This window comes from Streptomyces sp. NPDC044571, assembly GCF_040647115.1.
Classification (GTDB): Bacteria; Actinomycetota; Actinomycetes; order Streptomycetales; family Streptomycetaceae; genus Streptomyces.
Genome location: NZ_JBEZBN010000007.1, coordinates 77639 through 90901 on the forward strand (window position 1 = coordinate 77639; position 13263 = coordinate 90901).

The 13263-nt window shown below is 72.4% G+C and carries 14 protein-coding genes; 7 read left to right on the forward strand and 7 right to left on the reverse strand.

The window, feature by feature from the left end; genetic code table 11:
• Positions 1-64: 64 nt before the first annotated feature.
• The 5 genes from AB0B01_RS05840 to AB0B01_RS05860 form a co-directional block, all read right to left on the reverse strand.
• Entirely contained in the window at positions 65-1126 is a 1062-nt protein-coding gene (locus AB0B01_RS05840; RefSeq protein WP_361713303.1) for a low specificity L-threonine aldolase, read from the reverse strand.
• Positions 1123-1893 (reverse strand): SDR family NAD(P)-dependent oxidoreductase, encoded by a 771-nt coding sequence (locus AB0B01_RS05845; RefSeq protein ID WP_361713305.1) that lies wholly within the window; start codon positions 1891-1893, stop codon positions 1123-1125. The genes AB0B01_RS05840 and AB0B01_RS05845 overlap by 4 nt, the downstream gene beginning before the upstream one ends.
• A 26-nt stretch (positions 1894-1919) precedes the next feature.
• Positions 1920-3326, reverse strand: a complete 1407-nt coding sequence (locus AB0B01_RS05850) for a DUF6421 family protein (protein ID WP_361713307.1) — start codon at positions 3324-3326, stop codon at positions 1920-1922.
• 81 nt (positions 3327-3407) lie between these two features.
• Positions 3408-4412: an alpha/beta hydrolase gene (locus AB0B01_RS05855; protein WP_361713309.1), complete on the reverse strand. Its 1005-nt coding sequence runs from the start codon at positions 4410-4412 to the stop codon at positions 3408-3410.
• Positions 4413-4423: 11 nt separating this feature from the next.
• On the reverse strand, positions 4424-5545 hold the full coding sequence (locus tag AB0B01_RS05860) for an LLM class flavin-dependent oxidoreductase (protein WP_361713311.1): 1122 nt from the start codon (positions 5543-5545) through the stop codon (positions 4424-4426).
• A gap of 145 nt (positions 5546-5690) precedes the next feature.
• Between AB0B01_RS05860 and AB0B01_RS05865 the strand changes: the two genes are divergently transcribed.
• Both AB0B01_RS05865 and AB0B01_RS05870 read left to right on the forward strand, forming a co-directional pair.
• Positions 5691-6272, forward strand: a complete 582-nt coding sequence (locus AB0B01_RS05865) for a PadR family transcriptional regulator (protein WP_361713445.1) — start codon at positions 5691-5693, stop codon at positions 6270-6272.
• Positions 6273-6460: 188 nt separating this feature from the next.
• Positions 6461-7153 carry a glycerophosphodiester phosphodiesterase family protein gene (locus AB0B01_RS05870; RefSeq protein ID WP_361713313.1) on the forward strand — a complete coding sequence of 231 codons (693 nt, stop codon included), beginning with the start codon at positions 6461-6463 and terminating at the stop codon, positions 7151-7153.
• Positions 7154-7201: 48 nt separating this feature from the next.
• Here the strand turns inward: AB0B01_RS05870 and AB0B01_RS05875 are convergent, their stop codons facing one another.
• A complete protein-coding gene (locus AB0B01_RS05875; protein ID WP_361713315.1) occupies positions 7202-7741 on the reverse strand; it encodes a GNAT family N-acetyltransferase in 540 nt (179 codons plus the stop codon).
• 141 nt (positions 7742-7882) lie between these two features.
• Here AB0B01_RS05875 and AB0B01_RS05880 point away from each other — a divergent pair, with 141 nt between their 5' ends.
• From AB0B01_RS05880 to AB0B01_RS05895, 4 genes are all read left to right on the forward strand, one after another.
• Positions 7883-8443, forward strand: a complete 561-nt coding sequence (locus AB0B01_RS05880; RefSeq protein ID WP_361713317.1) for a DUF5134 domain-containing protein — start codon at positions 7883-7885, stop codon at positions 8441-8443.
• A gap of 80 nt (positions 8444-8523) precedes the next feature.
• Positions 8524-9462: a M48 family metalloprotease gene (locus AB0B01_RS05885; protein ID WP_361713319.1), complete on the forward strand. Its 939-nt coding sequence runs from the start codon at positions 8524-8526 to the stop codon at positions 9460-9462.
• 117 nt (positions 9463-9579) lie between these two features.
• On the forward strand, positions 9580-10233 hold the full coding sequence (locus AB0B01_RS05890) for a phosphatase PAP2 family protein (protein ID WP_361713321.1): 654 nt from the start codon (positions 9580-9582) through the stop codon (positions 10231-10233).
• 103 nt (positions 10234-10336) lie between these two features.
• Complete coding sequence (locus AB0B01_RS05895) at positions 10337-10990, forward strand: helix-turn-helix domain-containing protein (protein ID WP_361713323.1); 654 nt, start codon at positions 10337-10339, stop codon at positions 10988-10990.
• Here AB0B01_RS05895 and AB0B01_RS05900 read toward each other — a convergent pair.
• Positions 10984-12477, reverse strand: coding sequence for a hypothetical protein (locus AB0B01_RS05900; protein ID WP_361713324.1), 1494 nt, complete (start codon positions 12475-12477; stop codon positions 10984-10986). The genes AB0B01_RS05895 and AB0B01_RS05900 overlap by 7 nt on opposite strands.
• 77 nt (positions 12478-12554) lie before the next feature.
• Between AB0B01_RS05900 and AB0B01_RS05905 the strand changes: the two genes are divergently transcribed.
• Positions 12555-13211, forward strand: coding sequence for a DUF305 domain-containing protein (locus AB0B01_RS05905; protein ID WP_361713326.1), 657 nt, complete (start codon positions 12555-12557; stop codon positions 13209-13211).
• The last annotated feature ends 52 nt before the right edge of the window (positions 13212-13263 follow it).

Genomic DNA, 13263 nt, shown 5'->3' on the forward strand with positions numbered 1-13263 from the left:
ACCTTAAATCAATAGATTTGCAGTCGGAGGCATAAATATTCAGTTGGAGCCAAGGTCAACAGGACTACCGGGCCAGCTCTTCCTTGAGTGCCTGGAGGAAGCCGTCCACGTCCTCCTCCTGGGTGTCGAAGCCACACATCCAGCGGACGTGACCGGCGACCTCGTCCCAGAAGTAGAACCGGTACCGCTGCTGGAGCCGCCGCGAGACCTCGTGGGGCAGCTTCGCGAACACGGCATTGGCCTGCACCGGGTAGAGGATCTCGACCCCGTCGGTCTCCCGCACGCCCGCAGCCAGCCGCTGGGCCATCGCATTGGCGTGCCGCGCGTTGCGCAGCCACAGGTCCTTCGCGAGCAGCGCCTCCAACTGCACCGACACGAACCGCATCTTGGACGCGAGCTGCATCGACATCTTGCGGATGTGCTTCATCTGCCGGACCGCGTCCGGATTGACCACGACGATGGCCTCGCCGAACATCATGCCGTTCTTGGTGCCGCCGTAGGACAGCACGTCCACGCCCACCGCGTTGGTGAAGGTGCGCATGGGAACGTCGAGGGAGGCCGCGGCGTTGGCTATTCGTGCCCCGTCGAGGTGCACCTTCATGCCGTTGCCGTGTGCATGCTCGCAGATGGCCCGGATCTCGTCCGGGGTGTAGACCGTGCCCAGCTCGGTGTTCTGGGTGATCGAGACGACCTGCGGCATCGCCCGGTGCTCGTCCTCCCAGCCCCAGGCCTGCCGGTCGATGAGCTCGGGGGTGAGCTTGCCGTCCGGGGTCGGGACGGTGAGCAGCTTGAGCCCCGCCATCCGCTCGGGTGCCCCGCCCTCGTCGACGTTGATGTGCGCCGTCTCGGCGCAGATCACCGCGCCCCAGCGGTCAGTCAGCGCCTGGAGGGCGGTGACGTTCGCGCCGGTGCCGTTGAAGACGGGGTACGCCTGCGCGTACGGGCCGAAGTGGCTGCGGATGATCTTCTGCAGGTTTTCGGTGTACTCGTCCTCGCCGTAGGCGACCTGATGGCCGCCGTTGGCCAGGGCGAGGGCTTCCAGGATCTCTGGATGAACCCCCGCGTAGTTGTCGCTCGCGAACCCGCGGACCGCCGGATCGTGGTGCCGGCGGGCATCGGTCTTCACGGTTGCGGAGTGAGCCACAGACGCTGTCCGTTCACATCGGTGGCGGGCCGGTCCCATACGCCGGCGATGGCCTCGGCCAGCTCCTTGACGTCGGTGAAGCCCGCGAACTTCGCATTGGGACGCTCGGCGCGCATCGCGTCGTGCACCAGTGCCTTGATCACCAGGATGGCAGCCGCGGCGCCCGGGCCCTCCTCGCCCCCCGCCTTGCGGAAGGAGTCGGCCATGGCGAGCGTCCAGGCCTCGGCGGCCGCCTTGCCGGCGTTGTACGCGGCGTTGTTGGCGACGGGCTTGTGCGCGCCGGACTGGCTCACCAGCACGTAGCGGCCGCGGTCGCTGCGCAGCAGGCCGTCGTGGAAGGCGATCGAGGTGTGCTGGACGGTGCGGATGAGGAGCTTCTCCAGGAAGTCCCAGTCCGCGAGGTCGGTCTCGGTGAAGGAGGTGCTGCCGCGCCAGCCGCCGACCAGGTGGACGACGCCGTCCACGCGGCCGAACTCCTTCTCGGTCCGCTCGGCCCACGCCTTGGTGGCGTCGAGGTCGAGCAGGTCCACGGTGTCGCCGGTGACGGTGGCGCCGCCGTGGGCGTAGCGCGCCGCGTCCACGGCCTCGGCGAGCCGCGCCGGGTCGGCGTCGGACGCCACGACCACGGCGCCCGCCTCGGCGAGGCGGAGCAGGGTGGCGCGGCCGGCGGGCCCGCCGGCCCCGGCCACCGCCACGACGGCCCCGTGCAGCGCGCCGTTGCCGTTCCCGGCGATCCCAGAGTCGTTCATCTGTGCAGCCTCCTGTGGGCGAACGCTCACGCGGCGGCTCGCTCGGCCGTCTCGGCGTTCACTGCAGTGATGCCCTTGGTGGAGGCGATCACTCCCTTGAGCTTCTTCGCGAGCGCCTCATAGAACATGCTCAGCGGAAACTCGTCGGGAAGCACGTCGTCCACCAGCTTGCGCGGCGGCTGCGTCAGGTCGAGGGCGTCGGGGCCCTTGGCCCACTTGGAGCCCGGGTGGGGGGCGAGGTAGGTGGAGACGAGCTCGTACGCCTTGAACCAGTGGACGAGCTTCGGGCGGTCGATGCCGGCCCGGTAGAGGTCCTCGATCTCGGCGCACAGCTGGTTGGTGACCTGGGGGGCGCGCATCCAGTCGATCTTCAGCGTGTTGTCCGTCCAGCGCACGACGTTGTGCTTGTGGAGGTACGCGAACAGGAGCTGGCCGCCGAGGCCGTCGTAGTTGCGGTTGCGGTCACCCGAGACCGGGAAGCGGAACATGCGGTCGAACAGGACGGCGTACTGCACGTCACGGCCGTGCTCGTTGCCCTCGGACTCCAGCTTCACGGCCTCCTTGAAGGCGGTGAGGTCGCAGCGCAGCTCCTCCAGGCCGTACATCCAGAAGGGCTGGCGCTGCTTGATCATGAAGGGGTCGAACGGCAGGTCGCCGTGGCTGTGGGTGCGGTCGTGGACCATGTCCCACAGGACGAAGGCCTTCTCACAGCGCTCCTGGTCCTCGACCATCCGCGCGATGTCCTCGGGCAGCTCGATGCCGAGGATGTCCACGGCGGCCTCGGTGACCTTGCGGTAGCGCGCGGCCTCGCGGTCGCAGAAGATGCCGCCCCAGGTGAAGCGCTCGGGGGCCTCGCGGACGGCGATGGTCTCCGGGAAGAGCACGGCGGAGTGGGTGTCGTAGCCCGGGGTGAAGTCCTCGAAGGTGATGCCGAGGAAGAGCGGGTTGTCGTACCGGGTGCGCTCCAGCTCGGACAGCCACTCGGGCCAGACCATCTTGAGGACGACGGCCTCGAAGTTGCGGTCCGGGTTGCCGTTCTGCGTGTACATGGGGAAGACGACGAGGTGCTGGAGCCCGTCGGCGCGCTCGGCGGCCGGGTGGAAGGCCATCAGGGAGTCCAGGAAGTCCGGCACCTTGAAGCCGTCCGCGACCCACTTGCGCAGGTCGCCGACCAGCGCCTTGTGGTACGCGGTGGCGTGCGGCAGCAGCGGGGACAGCGCCTCGATGCCGCTGACCACCCGCTCTACGGCGGCCTCGACCTGCGCCGGAGCCGGGGCGCCGGCGGCCTCGAAGTCGATGGAACCGTCCTTGGCCTGCCAGGGGCGGATCTCCTCCACGGCGGCCTTGAGCTCGGGCCACGCGGGGTGGTCGACCACCCGCGCACCGGCGGTTATCACCGCACCGGCAGAACCCGGCACAAGAGTTTCCGTCATGTCACTTCCTCCACAGGAGAACCTCACGTCAAGGCAGCGTATGCATGTAAGGGTCTCCTGTTCAAGTGGGAGATCGGGAAATTATCCTGCCCAACCCCCATCGTTACCGTAATTCTTCCCGCCGGGCACCGTCCCGGCGATGGCTTCGGCGATCCGGTCGAGTGCGGAACGGGCTGCGGGCAGCAGGCCGTTCAGCGCGAGGAACCCGTGGAACATCCCCGGATGGTGGTCCCGGCGCGCCGCCGTGCCCGCCGCGCGCAGGCGTCGTACGTACGCGGCCCCCTCGTCGCACAGCGGATCGCAGCCCGCCGTGACCACGTGGGCGGGCGGCAGTCCGGTGAGGTCGGCCGTCCCGGGCGAGGCCAGCGGATGGCGCCCGTCACCGCCGGGTCCGAGGTACTGCCGCCAGAACCAGCGCAGGTGGGCGGCGGTCAGGAAGCAGCCCGAGGCGTTCCGGCGGTACGAGCCGCTGTCCTGCGCGGCGTCCAGGGCCGGGTAGACGAGCACCTGGAGGGCGACGGCCGGCCCCCCGTGCGCCCTGGCCAGCAGCAGGGAGGCGGCCGCCAGGTTGCCCCCGGCGCTGTCCCCGGCGACCACCAGCGCGCCGGGATCGCCGCCCAGCCCGGCGACGTGGGCGCCGGCCCAGTGCAGCGCCGCGTAGGCGTCGAGGACGGCGGCGGGGAAGGGGTCCTCCGGGGCCCGCCGGTAGCCGACGGACACGAAGACGGCCCCGGAGGCCCGGCAGAGCGCGCGGACGGTGGCGTCGTGGCTGTCCAGGTCGCACAGGACCCAGCCGCCGCCGTGGCAGAACACGACGGTCGGCCGGGGGCCCGGCCACCGCTGCGGATCGGGACGGTAGACCCGCACCGGCAGGGAAGGCGCTCCGGCCGGCCCGGGGATCTCCCGGTCCTCGACGGCGCCGACGGCGGGCCGCGGGAGGCCGGCGGCCGCGCCGGACGCGGCGGCGAGGACGCGGCGGGCCTCGACGGCATCGGTGACGCGCCCGCCGACGTCGGGGAAGGCGGCGGCCAGCGCTTCCACCCAGGGGCGGGCGGCGGGGTCGAGCCGGTCGGTCGGATCGCTCACGGCAGGGCTCCTCACGCGCCGCGGAAGTGGGGGATGACCTTCTCGCCCCACTGCCGCAGCGTCTCCAGACAGGCCTCCTGCGGCACGGTGCCCATCTGGACCAGGCACATGACCTCGTCGGCGCCCGCCTGCCGGAGCCGTTCGACGTGGGCGATGGCGTCGTCGGCGCTGCCGTACGCGTGGTCGGCGTTGAAGGTGGCGGTCGAGGCCGGCCGGACGGGGATGTGCTGCTCGTGCAGCCGGGCCACCACCTGCTCGGCTGCCCTGCGCAGCTCCGCGGCCTCGTCCGCCCCCGCGACCACCGCCTCGTCCGGGATGCCGGACCCCCCGTACCAGTGGCCGATGGACTGGGCGAAGAACCGCTGCCCGCGGATGCCGATCCGCCGGGCCTCCTCGCGGTCGTCGAGCACGATGGTCGGGCAGAGCACCGAGAAGTGGTCGTTGACGACGGTGGAGACGAAGCGGTCGCCGTCCCGCCGGGCGAGCGCCCGGTCGTAGGCCGCCCGCATCCCCGCGACGGACTCGGGTCCGGCGAAGCCCATCACCAGGGCCCCGATGCCCAGCTCGGCGGCCTGCTCCAGGGTCTCGGTGCGGCTGCAGGCCAGGAAGAGGGGAGGGTGGGGGGTCTGCCGGGGCCGCGGGAGGATCGGGTGGGGGTCGATGTCCAGCAGCGCGCCGTGGTACTCCAGCTCCTCCTCCTGCCAGGCCCTGCCGATGATCCGCAGCGCCTCCTCGACCTCCTGCGCGGTGCGGTCGCGGTCGACCCCGCACAGGGAGGTCTCCTGCTCGGTGCCGCCGCGTCCGGCGCCCAGGTCGACCCGGCCGCCGGAGAGGAGGTCGAGCATGGCGGCCCGCTCGGCGACCCGGACGGGATGGTTGAAGCCGAAGGGCATGCACACGACGCCGTGGCCGATGCGTATGGTGCGCGTCCGGGCCGCGACCCAGGTCAGGAAGATCTCCGGCGCGCTCATGTGGGCGTACCACTTCAGGGAGTGGTGCTCCACGGCCCAGATCCGGTCGAAGCCCATCCGCTCGGCGAGCACGGCCTGCTCGACGCAGTCGCGGATGACCTGGTGTTCGCGCTCCACGGTGGGGTCGGCGAGCTGGGCTTCGAAGATCACGGAAAATTTCACGGTGCCTCCAGGGTTGCGTCCCGTGCCCGGTCTTACTTCAATTCGGAATATGACTAGTAGTCAGAACTGGAAGAAGCAAGACACACGACGGCACGAGAAGGAGCGCAGCGGACGGAATCCCGACCTGCCGGCCACGGCGTGGGCGGTGCTCGGGCTGCTGTCCTTCCCCGGGGAGCGCACCGGCTACGAGCTGAAGAAGTGGGCGGACTCCTCGCTGCGCTTCTTCTACTGGTCGCCGGCGATCAGCCAGATCTACGCCGAGCTGCGCCGCCTGGAGGAACTGGGGTACGCGGCCTCCGCTCGCTCCGGTCCCGAGGAGGCGCGGGCCAAGCGCCGCTACGCCATCACCCCCGCCGGGCGCCAGGCCCTGGCGGACTGGGCCTGCGACACCGCCGACGCCGGTCCCCCGGTGCTCAAGCACGGGCTGCTGCTGCGGATCTGGCTGGGGCACCTCGCCGAGCCGGAGCGGTTGCGCGCGCTGGTGGGCGAGCACCTGGAGCGCACCCGGGCCGAGCTGGCCGCCGTACGGGAGGCCGTGGCGCAGGCGGCCGAGGTGCCGCAATGGGCCTTCCCCGCCCTGGCGCTGCGCTGGAGCGAGCGCCACCACCTGGCCGAACTCGCCCTGGCCAAGGCCCTGTTGGCGGATCTGGCGGAGCTCGCGCCGACGGGGGCCGGTGCCGGGACCGGCCGCCGTCAAGGCGGCGGGGACGCGCCCACGCGCGGGTGACGCGGCGGGCCACCGGACGGGCGTACGGCGGCGCGGAACCCCGGCGGGAACCGGCCGTCGGCTTCGCCGCGGGCTCTGCACGGCCGGTCCCAACGCATCGGCGGCGCACTAGCATGCGTCCTCACCGCGCGCGGCCGGCAGGGACACCGACCGCGCGGGGAGCCGCCGTCGACGGAAGCGAGAGAACCTTGACTTTCCTCACCATCGGTCACCGCGGGGTCATGGGTGTCGAACCGGAGAACACCCTGCGGTCGTTCGTCCGCGCGGAACGCTCCGGTATGGACGTCATCTCCATGGATGTGCAGCTCAGTAAGGACGGCGTCCTCGTCGTCCTGCACGACGCCGAAGTGGACCGCACCACCGACGGCGCCGGGGCCGTCGCCGACCTGACCCTGGGGGAACTGCGCGAACTGGATGCCGGGGACGGCGAGCGCGTGCCGGTCTTCGAGGACGTCCTGGACGCCGTCCGCACCCCGCTGCAGGTGTCGGTCGCGGACGTGGCCGCAGTCGCCGTGCTGGCGGAGCTGGTGCTGCGCCGGGACCTGAGCGCGCGGGTGGAGGTGGCCTCCTTCCACGACGCGGTGCTCGCCGAGGCGGCCCGCCGGGTGCCCGGTGCCCGGACCGCCCTCTACGCGGACCTGGGCGGCGACGAGGCCGAGGACATCGTGGACCGGGCCCTGGCCGCGGGCGCCCGTACCGTCGCGCTGAACCTGCGGCGGCTCACCCTGGAGACGGTGGAGGCGGCGCACCGGGCCGGGCTGCGGGTGACCGGCTGGACGGTGAACACCCTGGAGCAGCTGCGGCTGGCGCGCGCCCTCGAACTGGACGGCGTCGCCACCGATTTCCCGGAGATCCGCAGCACCGGCCGGTTCACGGCCTGAGCTCCGGCTGTAGGGGGCGGCGGCGGGCGCTCCCGCGCCCCTGCCGCCCTACAGCTCTTTGACGAGCAGCTCGAAGGCCAGGTCCTCGCGGAGCGGAATGCCGAAGCGCTCGTCGCCGTAGGGGAAGGGGCTCAGCTCGCCGGTGCGCCGGTAGCCGCGGCGCACGTAGTAGGCGATGAGCTCCTCCCGTACGTTCACCACCGTCATGCGCATCTCCTTGGCGCCCCAGGTCTCGCGGGCGAACCGCTCGGCCTCGGCCAGGATCTCCTTGCCGAGGCCGCCGCCCTGGAGGCCGGGGCGGACCGCGAACATGCCGAAGTAGGCGTGGTCACCGCGGTGTTCGAGCTGGCAGCAGGCGACGAGCTCGCCCGCGCGTTCGACGGCGAGGACGGTGCCGTCCTCGGCCTCGATGATCGAACGGACCCCGGCTTCGTCGGTGCGCTGCCCGTCGAGGAAGTCCGCCTCCGTGGTCCAGCCGGCGCGGCTCGCGTCGCCGCGGTACGCCGACTCGACGAGCACCACCAGCTCCGGTACGTCCGCCTCCACGGCGCTGCGGAAGCTCAGGGAGGCGGGGTGGGCGGTCGACATCGGGGGCTCCGTTCTGCTCGGCGGCATATGACATGCCCGGTGCGGCACCCAGAGCCTAACCCGGGGCGGCGTGCGGCCGTCCGGGCCTGGGCATCCCTTCGGTGACGCCGACCAACCGGGGGTACCGCCGTGCACGGTCCGATGTCCTTTCCCGCCGTGTTCTCCGCCTGGCTGCTGGTGCTGCTGTGTGCCGTGAGCGGGGCGTACTGCCTGCGGCGGGTGACCCGGGCGGGCGGTCCGGACCGGGAGGCGCGGGGCGCGGCGGCCGGTGAGGCGCTGATGGGCTTCGGGATGGCGGCGATGGCGGTGCCCGCGGGCATCGGGCCCTGGGGTCCGCGGCTCCTGCTGGCCGTCTTCTGCGGGGCGGCGCTGCACGCGCTGTGGCTGCTGCGGGCCGGGGTGCACCATGCGCACCACCTGGTCGGTTCGCTGGCGATGGCCTACATGGCCTACATGGCCTACCTGGCGTACCTGGAGCCGCCCCTGGCCGGCCACGGGAGCGGCGCCGGCCTCCCGCTCGTCACGGGAGTGCTGCTCCTGTACTTCGCGGGGTACGTGCTGCTCGGCGGGGCGCGTCTGGTGGCGGTGGGCGGGGGCGGGCAGCCGGCCGCAGGCGGGCCGCCCGCGAGGTCGGCGGAGCTGGCGCGCGCCTGCCGACTGGCCATGGGGATCGGGATGTTGGCGATGCTGCTGACCATGTGAGCCTGGGGCAAACGTGTCCTGCGTCACCAATCCCGCGGGAGCATACCCGCAGGTAGGCCGGCGCTCATAGGCTGGCGGCCATGATGGTCCCCGCAGCTCTCCTGTTGCTCGGCGTCCTGACCGCGGTGCTCGCGCCGCGCTTCCTGGCCCGGGCCGAATGGCCCGAGCGCGAACCCGTCGTCGCCCTGTGGGTGTGGCAGTGCGTGGTGGGGGCGGTGCTGCTGTGTTTCGCCCTGTCGATGGTGCTGAGTGCGGCCGCCGCCTGGCTGGCGGTACGGGGCCGGCTCTTCGCCGCCGCCCCGCACGGGGTGGTCGAGGCGTACGCACTGGGCCCGACCGGTGGCCCGTGGGCCACCGGCACGGCGCTGGTGCTCGCCGGCGGCGGGCTGTGGACGGGGGCCCGGCTGACCCGGGAGGTGCTGCGGGCGCGTGCCGGGCGGCGGGCCCGGGGCGCCGAACTCCTCGTACGGGCGCCGCTGCTGCCCGGGGAAGTGCCGGCCGGGGCGCGGCTGGTGGTCCTGGAGGGGGCGCGGCCCGACGCCTGGTGGCTGCCCGGGGCGGCCCCCCAACTGGTGGTGACCACGGCGGCGCTGGGCCGGCTCAAGGGCGCCCAGCTGGACGCCGTACTGGCGCACGAGCAGAGCCATGCGGCGGCCCGGCACGACTGGCTGCTGCACTGCTCGCGGGCGCTGGCGGGCGGTTTCCCGCAGGTGCCGGTGTTCGCTGCGTTCGAGGAGGAGATGCACCGGCTCGTCGAGCTGGCGGCCGACGACGTGGCCTCGCGGCGGTTCGGGCGGCTCACGGTGGCGCTGGCGCTGGTCGGACTCAACGAGGACCGCGGGGTGTTCGCGGCGACGACGAACCCGCAGCCGCACGTGTCGGAGCGGGTGCGCAGGCTGCTGTCCGCGGCGCCGCGGCTCTCGGCGGGGCGCCGGCTGCGGCTGGCGGCACTGGCCACCCTGGTGCCTGCGGTGCCGCTGCTCGTGGCGGTCGTGCCGGGGCTGAGCGCGCTGGCCTGAGCGCCGGCCCGAGTGAGCGGGTGCTGCGGGAGCGGTGCCCTGCGGGGCGGGTGAGGCTGCCCCGCCGCGCGCGTGCCCGCACGTCCGGGGCGTCGGCCGGGTGCGAGGATCTCCCGCATGCGGAGCGAGCGGGTCAGGTGGACGGGGATCGGCTGCGCGGTGCTCGCCGTGGTCCTGACGGCGCTGGTGGTGGCCCGCTGGAGGCCGCTCCTGTCGTACGACGACCAGGCCGTGCTCCGGCTCCACCCGTACGCCGTCGGCCACCCCGGTGTCACCCACCTGGTGCGGATCCTGACCGACTGGGTGTGGGACCCGTGGACCATGCGCGCCCTCGCCGCCGCAGCCTGTGGGTGGCTGTGGCGCCGCGGTGAGCGCGAGCGGGCCCTGCGGATCGCCGCGGCCACGGTGGCCGCGGCGGCGGTGCAGCAGGCGCTGAAGGCTCTCGTGGGGCGGGAGCGGCCAATGTGGCCGGATCCGATCGCCACGGCGCACTTCGCCGCCTATCCCTCGGGCCACGCGATGACGGCGGCGGCGGTGTGCGGACTGCTGCTGTGGCTGCTCCCCCGGGCGAGGCCGAAGCGGAGGGCGTGGGCGGGTGCGGCGTGGGCGCTGGCGGCCCTCTCGGTGCTCGGGGTCGGCTTCACCCGGGTCTACGTCGGCGTGCACTGGCCGTCGGACGTGGTCGGGGGCTGGCTCCTGGGCGCGGCCCTGGCGGCGTCGGCGATCTCGCTGCCCCTGCACCGACATCGGCCGGAAACCGGCGTGTCGTGAGGGGGTGGGCGTACCTGCTCTGGGCGATCCCCCGTGTCACCCAGAGCAGGCGACCCCGTGCGCTGAGTATATTGGCTGGGAGCCAGTCAACGCAGGAGTAAGCATGTCCCCGCGCAGCGCATCGGTCAATGAAGAATTGCGCAGACGTTCCCGGGAGCGGCTGCTCCAGGCCACGGTCGAACTCGTCGCCGAGCACGGCTACGAGGCCACGACGCTCGGCGACATCGCCGACCGGGCGGGCACGGCCCGCGGCCTGGTGTCGTACTACTTCCCGGGCAAACGGCAGCTGCTGCAGTCGGCGGTGCACCGGCTGATGCATCTGACGCTGGACGCCGCCCTGGAGCGGGAGCCGCGCACCGACGACGGCCGCGAGCGCCTCGCCCGCGCCATCGACGCGATCCTCGGGCTGGCCCGCGACCAGCCGCTGCTGATGCGGACCCACATGGCGGGCATCCTGCAGGCCGAGGGCTTCGTGCAGTGCCCGGAGCAGCAGCGGCTGGCGCAGCTGCTCCGGGACACCGTCACCCGGTACGGCTCGGCGGACGTGGACACCGACTACCCGCTGCTGCGGGCGCTGCTGATGGGCGCGGTGGTGGCGGTGCTGCTGCCGGGCGCGCCCATGCCGCCGGCCCGGCTGCGGGCGGAGCTGTTCCAGCGCTACGGGCTGGACTGGGAGCTCGGCGTCCCGCCGGACGGCGGACCGCCCGACGGAACGTTTCCGCTCAGCGGCGCGCAGGGCCCGCGGCCGGATCAGTGATACGCGGGCTGGCTCTGGACGTTGAGCCGGTCCATGTACACCCATTTCGCGCTCTCGGTGCGCCAGTCGTCGAGCCGGAGCACGTCGAGGCCCTTGGTGATGTCGTTCGAGTAGATGTGTCCGTTGTAGTAGTACGCGGACCAGGACCCGCCGAGGCCGAGCGCGTCCGTGGTGAGCGGACCGCGCTCGAAGTAGCCGATCTCCCGGGGATCGGCGGAGTCGGTGAAGTCCCAGACCGAGACCCCGCCCTGGTACCAGGCCTGGACCATGATGTCGCGGCCGGCGACTGGGATCAGCGAGCCGTTGTGGGCCACGCAGTTCTCGGTGTCGGCCTGGAGGCGCGGGATCTTGAAGTAGCTGCGGAAGACGAGTTTGCGCTGGTCGCCGCTGCCGGTGATGTTGTAGATCCCGTCGGCACCGCGGTTCGGGCCGGTGGCCTCGTTGCAGGTGGCGCCGCCACCGCCGCCCAGCTCGTCGGTGAACACCACCTTGTCGGCCTTCTCGTTGAAGGTCGCCGAATGCCAGAACGCGAAGTTCACGTTGTCCTGCACGCGGTCGATGACCCTCGGCTGCTCGGGCTTGCTGATGTCGAAGAGGATGCCGTCGCCCATGCAGGCGCCGGCGGCCAGGTTCTTGGACGGCAGCACCGTGATGTCGTGGCACCCGGTGGTCTTCGAGACGCCGGGGTTGGTGGGCGCGCCCGGGTTGCCGCCGTCCGGGAAGAGGACCGGGAAGGCGACGACCGCCGCCTGCGTCGGGGCCTTCTTCGGGACCTTGACCACGGAGATGCCGTCGTGCGGCGGCCGGCAGTCGGGGAAGGCCTCGTTCGGCGAGTACGAGGCCACGTAGAGGTAGATGTCGCGGCCGCCCGGCACCAGGGTGTGGGTGTGGGAGCCACAGTTGGTCTCGACGGACTTGATGTACTTGGGGTTCTTCTTGTCCTTGATGTCGAAGATCTTGATGCCCTCCCACGAGGACTTCTCCGTCGCGGGCTGCGAGACGCTGTTGCAGGAGTCGTCGCTGCGCGAGGAGTCGGTGGAGAGGAAGAGCAGGTCGCCGTGGACGGACACGTCGTTCTGGCCGCCGGGGCAGAGCACCTGGCTCACGGCCTTCGGGGCCTTGGGATTGCCGATGTCGTAGATCGTGAAGCCGTTGTAGTTGCCCGCGTAGGCGTACTTGCCCTGGAAGGCCAGGTCGGAGTTGATGACGCCCGGATAGGTGCTGGGGATGTTGGCCAGGGGTTTGACGTTGGCGCTGTGGACGACCTCGTCCTGGCCGGGGATCTCGCCGGGGGCGAGTTCGCGGCCCACGTCCGGTCCTGCGGCGGGGGCGGCGCCCTGCCGGAAGGCGCCGCCCGGCGACAAGTCGCCGGGGTCGGGGGTGGCGGACGCGGGGCCGGCTGCCAGCAGCGTGGCGAGCAGCCCGGCCGCGGCGGCGGCCACGGACAGGCTTCTGCGCCGCGCGCCGGTGGTGCGCTCTGAGGTCACTGTGCCCTCCCATCGAAGTCCGGTCGATTCCGTCCGGGGTGGGAACGGAACCTGGACCCCGGCAGTATGTTCCTTTCATGGACATGGCAAAAGGGTTACTCGGCCGGACCGCCGGGGCGGCCGTGGCCGCCGCGGTCCTGCTCGCGCTGGCCGGCTGCCGGGGCGGGGACGGTGCGGACGAGGGGAAACAGGACGGCGCGGCAGTCATCGCCCCCGGCAGACCGGGCGAAGCGGCCCGCACCCTCTCCCCCGGGGAGGCGGCCCGACGGCAGCCCGACGACAGTCCGAACGCGGCCGACCGGACCTACGTCCAGCACATGATCGAACACCACCGCCAGGCCCTCGCCATGAGCGCGCTGGTCCCGGCGCGGGCCTCGGCGGACCCGGTCAAACGGCTCGCCGAGCGGATCTCGGCCGCTCAGCAGCCCGAGATCTCCGCCATGCAGAAGTGGTTGGCGCGCTACCCGCAGCCCTCCGCCGGGGCCGGCGCCGGCCACGACCACGGCGCCATGCCCGGCATGGCGAGCGAGGAGCAGCTGGCCGAGCTGGCAGGCGCCCGGGGGGCGGACTTCGACCGGCTCTTCCTGCGGCTGATGACCGCCCACCACGAAGGGGCCGTGAAGATGGCCGCCGAGGTGCTGGCCGGCGGGAACAACGGCGCGGTGGAGGAGATGGCCAACGAGGTCGTGGCCACCCAGAGCGCCGAGATCCACCGGATGCGCGCGATGGGCTGACGGGCGCGGGGCCTGGTGTCATGCTGGAGAACACCTGCGGGAGGAGCTCCGC